General features: G+C 46.9%; 10 protein-coding genes. 6 read left to right on the top strand and 4 right to left on the bottom strand.

Annotated features, from left to right (window positions below; all coding sequences use genetic code 11):
- Window positions 1-12: 12 nt before the first annotated feature.
- Entirely contained in the window at window positions 13-1,077 is a 1,065-nt protein-coding gene (locus H6G89_RS32255) for a PDDEXK nuclease domain-containing protein (protein WP_190514109.1), read from the bottom strand.
- 381 nt (window positions 1,078-1,458) lie between these two features.
- A complete protein-coding gene (locus H6G89_RS32260; RefSeq protein WP_190514110.1) occupies window positions 1,459-2,169 on the bottom strand; it encodes a DUF305 domain-containing protein in 711 nt (236 codons plus the stop codon).
- 759 nt (window positions 2,170-2,928) lie between these two features.
- Here H6G89_RS32260 and H6G89_RS32265 point away from each other — a divergent pair.
- From H6G89_RS32265 to H6G89_RS32285, 5 genes are all read left to right on the top strand, one after another.
- Complete coding sequence (locus H6G89_RS32265; protein WP_190514111.1) at window positions 2,929-4,677, top strand: EAL domain-containing response regulator; 1,749 nt, start codon at window positions 2,929-2,931, stop codon at window positions 4,675-4,677.
- A 58-nt stretch (window positions 4,678-4,735) separates the two neighbouring features.
- On the top strand, window positions 4,736-7,021 hold the full coding sequence (locus tag H6G89_RS32270) for a sensor histidine kinase (protein ID WP_190514112.1): 2,286 nt from the start codon (window positions 4,736-4,738) through the stop codon (window positions 7,019-7,021).
- A 101-nt stretch (window positions 7,022-7,122) separates the two neighbouring features.
- Entirely contained in the window at window positions 7,123-7,317 is a 195-nt protein-coding gene (locus H6G89_RS32275; protein ID WP_190514113.1) for a heavy-metal-associated domain-containing protein, read from the top strand.
- Between the two features lie 9 nt (window positions 7,318-7,326).
- A complete protein-coding gene (locus tag H6G89_RS32280) occupies window positions 7,327-9,585 on the top strand; it encodes a heavy metal translocating P-type ATPase (protein WP_190514114.1) in 2,259 nt (752 codons plus the stop codon).
- 210 nt (window positions 9,586-9,795) lie between these two features.
- Complete coding sequence (locus tag H6G89_RS32285) at window positions 9,796-10,335, top strand: cupredoxin domain-containing protein (RefSeq protein WP_190514115.1); 540 nt, start codon at window positions 9,796-9,798, stop codon at window positions 10,333-10,335.
- A 188-nt stretch (window positions 10,336-10,523) separates the two neighbouring features.
- Here H6G89_RS32285 and H6G89_RS32290 read toward each other — a convergent pair whose 3' ends face one another.
- Window positions 10,524-13,262 (bottom strand): PAS domain S-box protein, encoded by a 2,739-nt coding sequence (locus H6G89_RS32290; protein ID WP_190514116.1) that lies wholly within the window; start codon window positions 13,260-13,262, stop codon window positions 10,524-10,526.
- A gap of 259 nt (window positions 13,263-13,521) precedes the next feature.
- Here H6G89_RS32290 and H6G89_RS32295 point away from each other — a divergent pair, with 259 nt between their 5' ends.
- Window positions 13,522-13,944: a heavy metal-responsive transcriptional regulator gene (locus H6G89_RS32295; RefSeq protein WP_190514117.1), complete on the top strand. Its 423-nt coding sequence runs from the start codon at window positions 13,522-13,524 to the stop codon at window positions 13,942-13,944.
- A gap of 710 nt (window positions 13,945-14,654) precedes the next feature.
- Here the strand turns inward: H6G89_RS32295 and H6G89_RS32300 are convergent.
- Complete coding sequence (locus H6G89_RS32300) at window positions 14,655-16,370, bottom strand: R3H domain-containing nucleic acid-binding protein (protein WP_190514118.1); 1,716 nt, start codon at window positions 16,368-16,370, stop codon at window positions 14,655-14,657.
- Window positions 16,371-17,049 lie beyond the last annotated feature (679 nt).

A 17,049-nucleotide genomic window follows, 5' to 3' on the forward strand; every position in this document is an offset into this window, starting at 1 on the left:
AGCACCCTTGATTCACAGTTGATCCTCCACAGAGATATTCTCGACTTCTAAGGTTTGTAGTTCCACTTCTAATTGCTCAACTGTGGGAAGCAGAGTTTTCAGTTGCTCCGGAAGCTCTGAGCCAATTTTATGAGTTGCTACGCCAATGGGTTGTGTCATCCCCTGAAGAGCTAACTCAGCAACCGTTTTGTTTTTCGACTTGCATAGAATAATTCCAATGGTCGGTTGGTCGTCCGGATGGCGCAACAGTTGATTGACTGCCGAGACGTAAAAATTCATCTTCCCGGAAAACTCCGGCTGAAACTCAACCATTTTCAGATCAATCACAATAAAGCAGCGCAGCTTGAAGTGATAGAACAACAGATCGATGCGGTATTCCTGCCCGTCCACCACAATCGGATATTGGCTCCCGACAAAAGAAAAGCCAACCCCCAATTCCAGCAAAAAATCCCGAATATGCTTGACTAATGCCCGTTCTAAGTCGCGTTCCTGAGCCTCCTTATTCAAGGTCAAAAACTCAAAATTGTAGGGGTCTTTGAGCAACTGCTGGGCTAAATCCGATTGGGGTTTCGGCAGCGTCTTCTCAAAATTGGTGATCGCCCCACCCTGACGTTGATAAAGACCCGTCTCGATTTGTAGTGCCAGAATGTTACGACTCCAGCCGTTCTGGGAGGTTTGCTGAATATACCAGAGCCGCTCAGATGGGGTTTTGATCTTATCCAACAGGACACAGTGATGAAACCAGGGAATTTGTGCAGCAACCTGCTGCACAAATGACTCATCCGGGTAAGCCTCCGCAAACGCCCGCATATATTTGAGATTACGCGACGAAAACCCTTTGATATCAGGGAATTCGCGCTTCAAATCTTGTGCCAACTGGTCAATGATTTTGGCACCCCACCCTTCCTGCTGCTGTCGGGCTAAGATCTCTCGACCCATCTGCCAGTACAGCACAATCAGCTCTTGATTGACCGCCAGGGCTGCCTTAATCTGAGCCTGCTGGATGCGCTCCTTTAGCGATCGCAAAAAGGTTTTATACGTATCATCCGTTGGAAACAGAGAACCAGACTTAGCCACAGGTAGGTCAACCTAAAATCAAAACAAACTATGAAAGAGCCAAAGGGTACAGATATAGTCTACTGGCTGGTTAGCTAACAAAAGCCCTGAAACTCCTGATATTTTGCTCTGTGATTAATAAATTAATCGCCAAGCCCCAAACGATGGGTCAGATAGCTAGGTCTACTGATGGTTAGACCCCAAGCCTCTCACCACGGCAACGAAGCTCATTCCTTAGCCAGAGCATAGTTTCTACTTATCGTCAGAGGGGATTAGTGAGAGAAGTAGCCTAATATTAGGTCATATAACAAAGCGATAAAACGAACCAATCCCCTCTAGTGGCGCGTGCTAGAGGGGATATTTTCATCTTCAGGAGCAATCGGGGATCGGCAAGATCCAGATCTATTGACCGTACCAGTCCTTTCGCCACTGCGTCATCTGATCGATCTCGGCTTGTTGGCTAGAGATGATGGTCTGAGCCAGTTCTTTGATCTCAGGGCGATCGCTCTTTTCTAATGCCTGTTGTGCCATGTCAATTGCCCCTTGATGATGGGGAATCATCGCATTGATAAAGCGCAGGTCAAATTCTCCATCGGCTGCACCCAGGTCGCCACTCATCATCATGCTAGAGCGCATCTCCTCGGTCATGGGCATCATGTGACCCATCTCAGCGTGATACATCATCGGCTCATCCCCGACATTGGGATACCAGGCAGATCGCCACCCCTTGAGTTCTGAAATCTCTTGTTCTTGAGCGTCAATAATGGCCTGTGCTAACTGCTTAATTTCAGGACGGTTTGACTTTTGTAGTGCTTCCTGCGCCATGATCACGGCTCCTTCATGGTGAGGAATCATGCCATCGATAAAAAGCAGGTCAAAATTCTCATCGGCTGGTCCCAAATCCATGCTCATCGAACCGTGATCCATCGGCATGGGGCTAGCCTGACCATGCCCCATAGAGCCGTGATCCATCTGTGCCATTTGAGAATTGCTGGAGCCACTGTCAGTAGATTGGCTGGAGGTTGTACTGCTACAAGCAACAAGACTCAGCGACATTAAAGGCACCATTCCTAGCCAAACGAGCGAAGTTAATTTTCCTCTGATAAACGTCATAATCTAGCCACTCCACCTGCAAATTGGGTTAAGGATGAGCTTTACCAGAGCTTATATTAGCAAGCAAAAATGAAATCAAAGTGAAAATGTTCGTTGATAAACATTTAAGACATTTGAATGATGGGTTCTCAAGAAATGCACAAAAGATCTGATTCACAATTTTCTGATTTTGTCCATCCTCCTGAGAGCACTCTTGAATTTTTGCTTGAATTATTAACGACAATAGTGGAGAGAATTGAGCCTAGAAGTTTAATTTTTAGTTTATTTGTGTAACTATTCCTATATTTATTAGTGTACGTAATAAACATGTTAGGATCAACGGCAACAGACCTAAATAGAGCAACTTACTGTTCATTTAGAAAACAAATTTAAGAGTGAAATATTAAAGAATTCTAAAACATTTACCAGGTGGATATTAAGTATATCTCTGTGTAATTTCTTACACTCCACCTGAGTTCTAGCTATAGATAGGCTGACAAACTTCTGTATGACCCTATTAAGGTTGGGATTACACTTCAACAATTATTGTTTCAAAATAGGGAATTAGTTAGAGTTCCATCTTTTTGAGGCATATTTAATGATAACTGTACGTTTATTTCGATAAAGGGCTTAAGCTCCTCTTTCGTCACTTGATTCAGCCAGTGATCCCGTATATAAACTCAAATTTTGGTTCAGGATACTGTCTGTGTCTTGCTTGTAAGCAATTTAATTTATTTGGAGAAAATAGCAATTGGTATTAGTTGAGTGATGTCAGCAAAGATGACCAGAATTTTAGTGATCGAAGATGAGGCACCTATCCGTGAAAATATCGTTGATATTTTACTGATTGAAGGGTTTGAAGTTGCTGAAGCTGTCTGCGGGGCGACTGGGTTACAACTCGCAATGAAGCTACAACCAGATCTGATTTTGTGTGATGTGATGATGCCCAATCTGGATGGCTATGAATTGCTCAAGATATTACGCAAGTCTCCTGAAACGGCTACGATTCCATTCATTTTTTTGACAGCAAAAACCACTAAGGCAGACTTTCGTCAGGGGATGGTGACGGGTGCTGATGATTACTTGACGAAACCCTTTACGGCTTCAGAATTATTGGAAGCCATTACCAGTCAACTGACAAAACAAACGGCGATCGCCGAAAAATATGATCTAGAGCGACAACAATTAGAAGAAAAGTTCAATCATTCGCTTCACTTTGATCGGGTTACAGGCTTACCCAATCAACTCCTGCTACACGAGCAATTTAATCAATTGCGAGAACAGTCTGAGACACACCAGCCCATCGGCGTTTTATGTATTCTCCTACAGCAATTTAATCGGTTGATTAGCCTCCCCGAAGCCGATCTCCATGCTTTTCTACAGCAGTTTGTCGATCGCTTGAGACAGTGTGTCCAACAACAAACAGGTGTAGAACACCAGACTGCTGCCGAGGTCATTACGCGGCTCAATCTAAATAAATTCACTGTTTTTCTAACGAATCATGCAACTGAAGCCGAGATCATTCAAACAACCGAAATTCTTTTAAGAGAGTTAACCCAACCGTTTGATGTTACTGGTCAACGGCTTTATCTCTCCCTCTGTATTGGGATTAGTCGCTATCCCCTGCATGATACACAGGTTGAAAATCTGGTTCGGAATGCTGAACTCGCTGCTGAGTCGATCCCAGCACACATGCTAAATGCTTACCAGTTCTATACTCCGGCTCTGCGTCAGCGATCGCAAGAACAACTCATGCTAGAAAATGAGTTGCGAGCATCCTGGGAGAGTAACCATTTTTGCGTATACTACCAACCCCAAATTAACGCTCAGACGGGCAAGGTAATTGGCGCAGAAGCTCTAATTCGCTGCCTGCACCCAACCAGAGGTTTAATTCCTCCGTTCAAATTTATTCCACTGGCTGAAGAAACAGGGTTGATCGTTCCTATTGGGGAGTGGGTTGCTCGCTGTGCCTGTCAGCAAGCCAAAGAATGGCAAACCGAAGGGCAGCCAAGTGTGCGAATTGCCGTCAATCTATCTCCACGGCAATTGAATCAGCCCCAATTGGAACAGATGATTTTGAGCGTGTTACAGGAAACAGGGTTGCCGCCGGAATGTCTGGAACTGGAGATCACCGAAAGCTGTGTCATGGAAGATTTAGAGCGGGCGATCGCCACTTTGCGATCACTGCAAAATCGGGGCATTCGGATCGCTTTAGATGACTTTGGCACAGGTTATTCCTCGTTGGGATATTTGAAGCGACTGCCTTTGAACACACTAAAAATTGATCGCTCATTCGTCAGTCATGTTCAGGATGATCCCCAAAACCGGGAAATCGTGAAAAACATCATTCAGATGGCTCACACCCTCGGCTTAAAAACGGTCGCTGAAGGGGTGGAAACCCAGGCAGAGGTTGATTATCTAAGACAACAAGGCTGTGACGAGTTACAGGGCTATTTCTTCAGTCGCCCAGTTCCGACCTCAGACCTGGAAATATTTCTACAAACCTGGCGTGGCTTATCCTCCGGCTAGGCCAATCACCGACGAGAACAGACAATCGCAGACCCACTAATTTGAATGGCGGTTCACTATGGTTGCAAACAAGAAACCTCCCCAACACAGTGAAGAGCAGCGATTGCAAGTCCTTCACGAACACCATATTCTAGATACCGCCTCTGAACCGATCTTTGACCGATTTGTTCGGGCTGCTCAAGAGGTCTGTCAGACACCAGTTGCCCTAATTAGCCTGGTTGATGAAAAGCGGTTGTGGTTTAAAGCCAAGATCGGCATGGATGCCAGCGATGTGCCACGCGATGGCTCCTTTTGTGCCCGTGCCATTGAGCAACCCGATATACTCATCGTTCCCAATGCCCAACAGGATGAACGGTTTGCCCAAAATCCTTTTGTCAATTGTGATCCGGGGATTCGGTTCTACGCAGGAGTGCCTCTCAAAAGCCACGAGGGCTACGCATTGGGAACCTTGTGTGTGGTCGATTACAAGCCTCGACACCTCACCGCATCTCAGATTCACGCACTGAGAGATCTGTCACGACGGGTCTCTGTAGAACTGCAACGGCGGCGAGCGATCGCCCAGTTAATTCACAAACCGACCAATGGGTATAAAGCTGAAAAACACTTTCTCAGGCAACTAACCGTCCGATTTGGCTTAATGATTGCCATTACCCTGGGCACTCAACTGGGATCTCATATCAGCAATACTCGCGTCTTGGAAGGTGAAGACTGGGTTTCTCATACCTTAGAAGCCATCTCTGATATCGAAACGGTCAATGCTGAATTAGCCAATTTACAAGCGACTACTCAACAATATGTGATCTTAGGAGATCCGCAAACACTGGCAACTTATGACCAGCGAGTGAATGCCATTCAACTCAATCTGCGAGAGTTGCGCCAACTCACTCGTGACAATGCCTATCAACAACAAAACCTGGATCAACTGCAACCCGTTTTGGATCAAGAACTGGCATATCTAGAGCAAATCATCACTACCCGCGAGACAGGTGGGTTGCCATCCGTCACCTCCCTCATGAACAAGGAAGACCAACGTGTCTTAAACTCTGCTATTCGCAACTATCTAATGCAAATGCGGCAAGAGGAAGAAAGGTTGTTAACTCAGCGGCTAGCACGGGTAGAGTCTAAGCAAGAAACCGCAGCCCTTGTTAGTGGCATTGGCAGACTGGTGGTTTTGGGCATCATTTTCACGACCTTTTTGATGATTCGTCAGGAGATCAAGCGACGCAACCTCGCAGAAGAAAACACCGAAGAGCAACGAGAACTGCTGGAGATTACACTCTCAAGTATCGGGGATGCAGTTGTGGTGACAGATTGCGATCGCCACGTTACATCGCTGAATCCCATTGCCGAAGCGTTAACCGGGTGGACTGAAGAAGAAGCCAGACATCATTCAATTGATGAAGTTTTAAAGCTCGTCAATCTGGAAACAGGGGAATCTGTTGAGAGTCCCTTCCAGACAACGCTGGCAACCGCTAACATTCAAACCTTAGCTACTGGCGTAGGGCTACAACATCGAGATGGAACCATCATTCCTATTGATGATAGTTGCGCCCCGATTTTCAACAAACAGGGCGTGTTGAGAGGGGCAGTGATGGTCTTTCGAGATGCAACGCTCCGCGTGCAGGCTGAAGCCGAGATTCAACATGTTCTACAAAAAGAGAAAGAACTGAGCGAGTTAAAGTCAAACTTCATCTCGATGGTGTCCCATGATATTCGTACACCGTTGACTATCATCCTTACGTCGATTGAACTGTTGCAGAACTACATTCACAAAACGACAGAGGAACAACGAGAACGCTATTTTCAACGAATTCGTGCAGCGATCAAACGAATCCAGGAGTTTTTGAGTGATGTCTTACTGGTCAGTAAAGCTGACTCTGGTGCTCTGAAATATGAACCTGCTCCGTTAGATTTGAGTGAGTTTTGTAGTGACTTAACCGAAGAAGTTCAACTCAGCACAGGGAATAGTCATCAGATTGTGTTTTCTAACCAGTGTGCTTATCAGACCGTTCAGGCAGACCCAAAATTGCTGCACCACATTCTCATCAACCTATTATCAAACGCCGTGAAATATTCCCCCGAAAAGGGCAAGGTTTATTTCGATTTAGAGTGTACGGAGCAGCAGATCCAATTCCGCATTCGCGATGAGGGAATTGGCATCCCCGAAGAGGATTTGCCGCAACTGTTTTCAGTCTTCCACCGGGCAAGCAATGTGGGTCAAATTGCGGGTACAGGCTTGGGACTGTCAATCGTCAAAAACTGCGTGGAGTTGCACTCTGGAGAGATTGCCGTGAGCAGTAAGGTCAATCAAGGAACAACCTTTACAGTCACCTTACCCATTTAAGGTTCAAAAATATTTACCAAAATTCCTGCATCACCCCTTGACTCTCCAGTGAACTAGAGACTCCAACATAGGATCAGTCCATCAACTCGGAGGTTTAGATTATGGCTCTTCAACTGACTGTTCCTAATATGGCTTGCTCGGCTTGCAGCGACACCATCACCAAAGCCATCCAGGCGATCGACCCTGCGGCGACCGTGCAAGCCGACACTAAAACGAAACTCGTCAACATTGAAACCCAAGCCGCAGAGGCAACCATCAAGCAGGCCATTACCGATGCGGGTTATACCGTCGCATAGGAGTCTCCCATGGAAAATGCAACCTTAAAGCTGCGAGGCATGAGTTGTGCTGCCTGTGCCAATAATATTGAAGCAGTAATTCGCTCGGTGCCTGGAGTTGAGGCGTGTAGTGTCAATTTTGGAGCAGAACAAGCTGCCGTTACCTACGATCCGGGTAAGACGGATATCACTGCCCTGCAAACGGCTGTGGATGAAGCGGGTTACTCGGCTTTACCCATGCAAGATGACGTGTTAGCTCCAGAAGATGATGCCGAACGGCAAGAACGCCAGGCAGAACAGCGAAAATTGACCCGTCGTGTCTGGGTCAGTGGCGTGATCAGTGCGATTCTGGTGATTGGTTCGTTGCCTGCCATGACGGGTCTACCGATTCCCTTCATTCCCATGTGGCTGCACGCTCCCTGGTTCCAGCTTATGCTAACGACTCCAGTGTTGTTTTGGGCGGGTAGTGGGTTCTTTATCAATGCCTGGAAAGCGTTGAAGCGACACACTGCCACGATGGATACCCTGGTCGCCATTGGCACCGGAACCGCCTATCTCTATTCTCTGTTCCCCACTTTGAATCCTCAGTGGTTTGTTGCCCAGGGGCTTCGACCGGATGTTTACTTTGAAGCCGCTGCGGTGATTATTGCGCTGCTCCTGCTTGGACGGTTGCTCGAAAATCGTGCCAAAGGGCAGACCTCAGAAGCCATTCGTAAATTGATGGGCTTGCAGGCAAAGACGGCGCGGGTGATCCGTCAGGGTCGAGAGGTGGATATTCCCATTGCTGAGGTGGTTTTGGGAGATATTATCCTCGTTCGTCCGGGTGAAAAGATTCCGGTGGATGGCGAAATTGTAGAGGGTTCCTCAACGATTGACGAAGCCATGGTCACGGGTGAGAGTTTGCCTGTGAGAAAGCAACCGGGCGATGAGGTGATCGGAGCAACCCTCAACAAAACAGGCAGTTTTCAATTTCGAGCAACACGAGTTGGCAAAGATACTTTTCTGGCTCAGATCGTCAAACTGGTGCAGCAAGCACAAGGTTCAAAAGCCCCGATTCAACGCCTTGCCGATCAAGTCACAGGATGGTTTGTCCCTGCGGTGATTGCGATCGCCATTCTCACCTTTATCCTCTGGTTCAATATCATGGGCAACGTGACGATGGCGTTGATTACCACCGTTGGCGTGCTGATTATCGCTTGCCCCTGTGCGCTCGGTTTGGCAACTCCTACCTCTATCATGGTGGGCACAGGCAAAGGCGCAGAAAATGGCATTTTGATCAAAGGGGCTGAGAGTCTGGAACTGGCTCACAAATTGCAGACCGTTGTGCTGGATAAAACTGGAACGATTACCCAGGGAAAACCCACCGTTACCGATTACATCACCGTTAACGGCACTGCCAACCAAAATGAACTCAACCTCTTACGACTGGCAGCTTCCCTTGAGCGCAACTCTGAACATCCCCTGGCAGAGGCGATCGTGCAATATGCCCAGGCACAAGGGGTTGAACTGGCACCTGCGCAGGAGTTTGAAGCCATTGCCGGAAGTGGCGTCCAAGGCTATGTCTCCGATCGCCGGGTTCAGATCGGCACACACCGTTGGATGAATGAGTTGGGCATTGATACCAGTTCATTACAACAACCGTGGGACAAGTTGGAGTACCTGGGCAAAACCGTCATCTGGATTGCGGTCGATGGACACGTTGAAGGCATTATGGGCATTGCTGATGCTGTGAAACCTTCGTCTGTGAGCGCAATTCGTGCCCTGCAAAAGATGGGCTTAGAAGTAGTAATGCTAACAGGCGATAACCAGCGCACCGCCAACGTTATTGCCCGCGAAGTGGGAATTCAACGAGTTTTTGCCGAGGTTCGCCCTGACCAGAAAGCCGCAACCGTTGAAGAGATCCGGTCTGAAGGGAAACTAGTGGCAATGGTGGGAGATGGCATCAACGATGCGCCTGCTCTGGCTCAAGCCGATGTGGGGATTGCGATCGGGACTGGCACTGATGTAGCGATCGCTGCCAGTGACATCACGCTCATCTCTGGTGATTTGCAAGGCATTGTTACCGCCATTCAACTCAGCCGTGCCACCATTCGCAACATCAAACAAAACCTGTTCTTCGCGTTTATCTATAACGTGGCTGGCATCCCGATCGCCGCCGGGATTCTCTACCCCATCTTTGGTTGGTTACTCAGCCCCATTATTGCGGGCGCAGCGATGGCGTTTAGCTCTGTCTCAGTCGTAACAAATGCCTTGCGGTTGCGAAATTTTCGACCCAAAGCATTGGTATGAGGGGCGATTGTTGTGAGGGCGGGTTTAGCGGACCGCTGGACTGGCTCCAGTAATTCTCAAATAAACCCGTCTCACCAGGAATTTCTGACATTTCAAAGGTGACACTACAATGCTCAACCACATCCCATTCTTCGGCACATTAGCAGGCTTTGGATTTCTACTGGGAGTCATTTCAGGAACCATTGCAGGAGCAATATAGGAGAGATTCAAATGATTACGTCAAGCATTATCAGTAGTATTGCAACCGTAGGGCTGTTGTTAGGAGTGGCTTCAGGTGGAGCCACAACCCAAATGCCTCACAAACAGATGCAGCCAACTGAACAAACGGGAGAGTTTCACCGCATTGACCAACCGTTGTGGCTAAAGGGTGCCGTGACCGCAGGTGGTTTAGGATTAATTGGATTAGAGTTGTGGTGGTTTTTGGTCAGTAAACCAAAGTCCCGTAAAGCCACAACTGAGGGAGGCATTCAAGAAGTCACGGTTACGGTCGATGGGGGATATGAACCAAGTCAAATCGTGGTGCAAGCGGGGCAACCTGTACGCTTAAACTTCGATCGCAAAGACCCCAGCAGTTGCCTGGAAGAAGTGCGGTTTCCTGACTTTCAGATTGCCCAAGAACTACCACTTAACCAGGTTACAGCGATCGAATTCACCCCCGATCAACCCGGTCGATATGAGTTCACTTGCGGTATGAATATGTTTCGCGGTGTTGTTGAAGCGCAGAGACATAGCTTTGGTCAGAAAGCTTAAGGCAAAGGCAATAGCTCAAATCCTAATGCTGGGCAAGCTTCCTGACTTGCCTCCACTCCATCGAATGTGGCTATAGCTGCAAACCAAGACAGGCTGACTCACTGCTTGCCTGACAAAGCTTTTAGGCTTAGCGATTGAAATTGCAGATTTCGGTGTGAGACTTCAGGGTAAGCTCAAATGGGATTGATTCATAATCTTGCGTGTAGGGGTAACTCAACCGTGAAGCAGGTTTGCCCAGCATGGCTCGTCACCTCGATCGCCCCATCCATGTACTGAACGAGCTTCTTAACCAACATCAGCCCGACTCCAGTGCCACCATGTTTCCAGGGGTCATTACTAGGAATTCGATAAAACTGGTCAAAGACATGGAGTAGTTCGCCCACCGCAATTTCAACCCCTGTATTGGTCACACTAATTTCAACACGGGCACCCTGACTGTTACTGCACTCAGGTTTTAATCGAGCAGCAATCGCGATCGTTTCGCCTGCCGGGGTAAATTTGTGAGCATTCGTGAGCAGTTCACTCATGATTTGATTAAACATGAACAGATCCGTCACCATAGGTGGCAGATTTGCATCAATATCAACCTGACAAATCTGTTGATGATGTTGAAACTTCTCTTCAAATGTCTCTACGATTTGAGGTATCCAATCCCTCAAGTTGAGCGTACTGGGAATAAAGGGATGAGTCTTTGCATTCAGTTGTTGCAACAACAAAAGATTGTTAATCAGGGTAATTTCGCGATCGCACTCTTCTCTCAAAATGGTCAAACATCGCTCGATTTTAGGGTGGATCGGTTGCCCTGATTGCGCCAAATACAACCGCATCAATTCCGTTGAGGTCTTGATGTTAGAGAGCGGTGTGCGTAGCTCATGGGATGTTGTACTTAAAAAGTCATCTTTGAGGCGATTGAGTTTTTCTAACTCCTGAATTTGGGCTTGAGCGGTTTGATAGAGACGCGACTGACGCAGGGCGATCGCACACTGTTTTGCGACCTGTTGCACCAGTTGCAAATCTCGCGGTTCAAAAATGCGTTCTTTGGGAGCCAACAATTTGAGATCTCCCAAAGCTCCCTGTTCGTCATCCACAATGGGATAACACAGAACAGGAAAAGATTCAGACTGCGCATCAAACAAACTAGAGCAAAATTGCAGGGGTTCTCCTTGCAGGAGAAATTGATAAATTTCAGGGTACTGTTCGATCGATGTAACAGTTCCTTTTAAGGAAATACCGGAATCAGTGTATTCATAACATACCGTTGCGGTTTGAGTTTTAAGGTCATAAAGGCTAGCATGGCAACTAATCAGATTCAACGCCAGGGCTAGTTTTTGCACAGCCGTTTCTAAAATGGCAGCCTCGCTCAACGTGCCATGAATTTTGTCAGTAATCAGTCTCAACACCGCTTCTGCATTGAGAGATTTTTGCAGTTGCATCGTTCTCTGCCGCACTTGCGATTCTAAATCTGCATTCAGTTGTTGGACGTGTTGATAAAGTTCTGCTTGTTGAATCGCAACTGCCAGTTGCATTTCTAACCGTTGCAGCATGTTGACTTCCCAGTCTTGCCACACATGGACTGAAGCACAGTGATGAACAATTAACAGTCCCCAGATTTGAGTTGCTGGAGTCCCCATCAAGCGAGTCGGTAAATGTTTTTCACTACTATCAACTGCAACGTTATTGCTCAGAAATGACGAATTGCTCAGTAGTTGAGATGTTGTTTGAATGATGGGAATCGTTAATTGTGACTTGACCTGAAAGATTTCCAGAAGTTGCATATAGGCAGGGTCAAGGTCAGACTTTGAGATGTCTATCAGAGCTTGGCTTTGACCTTGCTGATAGGGTTGAATGAAGCGTCGCTGCTCAATCCCCGATGACCCAATCTCCCATCCCAACAGCGATGGATAATCAGACGAACACGACTCGACGACAACGGAGCCAATGCTATTTGGGGTTGTGGGGCGGTAAATCACAACGCGATCGGCTCCTAACAGTTGTTGCACCTGATTGACAGTCGTTTGTAAGACAACTTTCAAATCTAGCGATCGCCGAATGGCTTGGGCGACATCTTCCAACAGTTGTTCTTGTTTTAACTGCGATTGCAGTGCATTCTCAGCCTGCTGGCGATCGCTGATGTCGTGAATAACAGAGTAGAGCAACTCCCTGTCCTGAAGATTCAGCTGACTGCAATGAACTTCAACCTGTCGAATTTCACCAGATGCAAGACGATGGGGAAAAACCCAACAGTAGGTTTTCTGAGAACAGGTTTGCGCTATGCTCGCCTGGACATCTTGAGGGGGTAACTGATTGATGTCAGTAATTTTCATCTGCTTTAAGACATCAATGGGATAGCCGTAAAACCTCGCAGCAGCAGGGTTTGCATCAACAATCTTGGCAGTAACCGGGTCAATCAGTAATTTAATAGCAGGGCTAGATTCAAAGGCTTGACGATAAAACTCCAACGCCTCTTGTTGTGTCTTTTTACTTTGAACTTGATCAGTGATATTGATAATTGAAAAGACGATCTGGTTAATGGTTCCAAACACATCTTTGAGCGGCGAACCATTAATTGATAAGTAACGCCGCTCCCCATTGTCAAGGGCGATCGCATGTTGTATCTCAGACACAGCTTCACCCGTTGTCATCACTCGTACAAAAGGCAACTCCGCTTCAGGAAATGGATTTCCCTCAATGTCTGTAATCTTCCAATCAGACGCATTGTAAAAACGCTGAGTAATTAATGATTTTGGAATACCTAAAATCTTCTCCGCTGCATCATTTACAAATGTAATTTGCCCGTTAGTATTCACCAAAATAATGGCAGCAACATTGGTGTTAAGAATACCTTCCAGCACATTATGATCGAGTGGCAGCCTCTCGTTTAAATATGGTTGTAAATTAACTTCTACGGGGTTCATTGACGGAGCCATAATATTCCCCCTGACACATCCAGAAGAACCAGATGTTTGTCCTGTATTTAGAGATCGCCCCTATCTATATATTTTCATACCGTTTGTCTACTGATAGCATCAGTTAAAATTATGAAGATTGTTTCTAGACTTGAACTTGACCTGAGTATTATCACGGATTATTGCCTGCCAATCCTTGCTGTTTACTTAAACAATTGGAACTTAACTCTCCAGTTAACCGGAGAGTTTAACGTAAACCTATGGCATCAAGGAGGTGGTTATGTTAGCTCAAGACGAGTTAAAACGGATTGGTTTTGTAGCACAGGAAAGCGGATTACCCATCAAAACAATTCGCTATTACGATGAGTTAGGTTTGCTCAAAACCGTAGGTCGAACTGAAGGCAATTACCGACTCTTTAACTCAGACGTATTGAGCCGTTTGCGGTTTATCAAACGGGCTCAAAGCCTTGGGTTGAGCTTGTTAGAAATTAAGATTTTTTTGGCTGTCCATGATCAGGGCAATCTACCTTGCGATCGCATTCAAGAAAAGCTGGAAAATAAGCTGGATGAAATTGAACAACGCATTCAGCAATTACAAATTCTCAAACAAGAATTGAGTGAACTTTTATCTGGATGGACAACGGTTTCTGAACCAGTTTCTAAATCAATGGAAGAAACCATTTGCCCCATTCTTCAACGATAAAGTCCTATCGCAATCCTGTTTGGCTTGTGAAAAAGCAGAGCGATAAGGTTACGGGTCATTCGTCACGGGTCATTCACATCCCATACACCAGTGACGAATGATGAATGACGAATGACTAAAGTCGTAGAGTGCTTTACAAGCAGTTCTACAGTTACACCTGTCTGCCTGATAAAGCTTCTGAAATGCAACAATTGTGTTCTTAATTCTCGTTCCCAGCTTCTAGCCAGGGCGGATTTAGAGCAACTTACCTTTAAACATTTCTCATTTCGTTTGAGATTTTCTTATCCCCAATACTGGTCAATTATTGGGGATAGAGCCTTGAAGGATAAGCTACTCCTCAACAAATTTATGTTGTTTCAAGCCATTGCAGCGACCCTTCAATCATCCCAAGGTGCCTAATGCCAAGCCTCAACAATAGGACAACAGACAGGATAGGGGCGTTCCGCAAAACGCTCTGACAAAACCGTTTAGATGTAGCCAGAATTCAGAGAAACGGTATAACATTCGTCGGTTCGTCTAACCCTTGATTTTCGATTGTCTGCGCAGACAGGCTTGACTCCGGTAGCCGCAAATGAATTCGCCAGGGTTGTAGACGTTAGTTAGGACGGAGTCTGGGGATGCCCCCCTGCACTCCCTGCCCAATCTCAACAGTTGCTATAGGACGCAGTAGGGCTTCGTAAAGCCTACTGCGTCCTTGCCTTTAGGAGCGGCTAAGCGGGATAGATGCGTAAGCGACAATCGGGTTCTGTGCCAACGCTGGTCGATTTAAGGCGGTAGTGCTCTACAAATTCGTGTTGCATTTTGCGAACCTCGGCAGATCGTGGCAACAACTCCACAGGTTGTCCTTTGGGAATCACCACCTGCTCTACTGCCAGTCGTGCTTCCTCCAGCGCATCCCACTCATCATCTTCATCACCGTTATAAGCTGGCTTTCCCCATTCAGGAGTAGGCACGCTGGCTTCTAGAGGAGAACGGCTTCCTATCGCTTGCTCATCACGCCCAACCATTTGTTGCAACGTGCTAGCAATCTGAGTCACAGTATTCGCTTTCACCGCATAGATCGGCACTTCATATCCCTCTGCCATGCGTCTGAGATTGGCATGTTTTCTCAGATTTGCCCTGAGCGTCAAAATGGCGTCGGCTCGCTCTACTCCGCCCACCACTCGAATTGGTAGATTTAACTGCTCAATGGTTTGCTCCACTAAGCTCCGGCTCATCTGATAGGGATAGAGGGCGATCGCCTGCTCTGTCGTATCCTGTGCTAATGGAATGGTTTCCCGTTGCCAATCGGGTTGTGTCTGCACCATCGGATTAGTTTCTAACCGACTGGGAAAGGGCAGGACTCGTCTTGTGGGGGTAGGGCGTTTAAGGATAGGGGTTGAGGTGGGTTGAGTCCGTTGAACCGATTGCCTCCCTAAGGGCACTCGTGGCACCTCATGGGTGATCGTGATCTGCCCCTGTTCGCTAACACTTCGAGTTTGTACCGCCGGATGCTGTCCTCTCAAGAGGCGATCGACCGTTTCCATCACACTCTCATGCACTGTCCACTTTTGCCGTTCCTGCATCTCAACCGCAATCTCAAAGGTGGGAGGAGCCTTGCGTTCCAGCACACTCTTTTGAGAGCCGCGCCGACGCGCTTCATCATCTCCCAGCGTGACGGATTGAATCCCACCCACCAGATCTGAAAGGGTCGGGTTTTTGATCAGGTTCTCCAACTGATTGCCGTGAGCTGTTCCGACTAACTGTACGCCTCGTTCGGCGATCGTCCGTGCAGCTAAAGCCTCCAATTCAGTACCAATCTCATCAATCACAATCACTTCGGGCATGTGGTTTTCCACTGCCTCAATCATGACCTGGTGCTGCAACTCAGGACGTGCTACCTGCATTCGTCTGGCTCGCCCGATCGCTGGGTGCGGAATATCACCATCGCCCGCTATCTCATTGGAGGTGTCGATAATCACGACTCGCTTGTTGAGGTCATCGGCTAATACTCGTGCAATTTCTCGTAGAGCAGTCGTTTTACCCACCCCCGGACGACCGAGCATCAGAATCGATTGCCCAGTTTCGACCAGATCCCGAATCATGGCGATCGTTCCCTCAATGGCACGACCCACCCGACAGGTTAGCCCAATAATCTCTCCGGTACGGTTCCGGATCGCGCTAATCCGGTGCAGTGTTTGTTCAATGCCTGCCCGATTATCTGCCCCGAAATGACTGAGGCGATCCACACACGCTTGCAATTGCTCACGGGTTACAAGCTGCTCTGACAAATATTGAGCTTGGCTCGGAAACCGGGCTTCGGGCCGTCGTCCCAAGTCCAACACAACTTCGACTAATGTGTCTCGTTGTGGGTGTTGTGTTAACTGTTGCTGAATTTCCTGAGGCAGAATCTCCAACAACTTCTGGAGATCATCGGTGGTATGCATTTTATGCCAATAAAGAGGAAGGTAAACTGTGATGTGAAATGCGCTTTTACGAAGCCTTTATAGAACGATGAAGCGAGATAAATAAAGACTGAATATATTAATTGTGTTGAAATACTTCAGTTCACATCTATATCTCAAGACCAGAACTTATCTTATAGACCCAACTGTAGCGAACCTACTTCTAAAATACTGGATGAAAACCGACCGTTCTGGTGCGGATCGTCCTACTGAATACAAAAAAGAGTCAAAGAAGATATACCAAGCGATAGAACTTCTAATGTAGAAAATTTTTAACTTCAATGCTTGAGATAGAGAAAATTCAAGGAGTCCATGATTATGCTTAAAATATCTCTCAAAAAAATACCCTTATCGTTCCATGAAACCTGAATTTTCAATTCCTTATCAGACGGGTGCAAAACCACCTCAAAACTCTAATACTAAAAAAAATAACGTGAAAACAAGTTCCCCAATTTCATCACCCAATGCCCAGGAGTCTTTAAAGAAACAAGATTAAACTCCTTCTTTTCCTAAATCAAAAGGCCTCCTTTCAAATTGAAAGGAGGCCTTTTGATTTATATTTACCCTGGCACTGAGCTATTTTTGCGGGAGGCTACCCTCCAACTATCTTTGCCGCAACAGCGTTTCACACCTCAGTTCGGGATGGATGAGAGTGGGTCCA

Origin of the sequence: Oscillatoria sp. FACHB-1407, assembly GCF_014697545.1 — a bacterium.
GTDB lineage: Bacteria > Cyanobacteriota > Cyanobacteriia > Elainellales > Elainellaceae > FACHB-1407.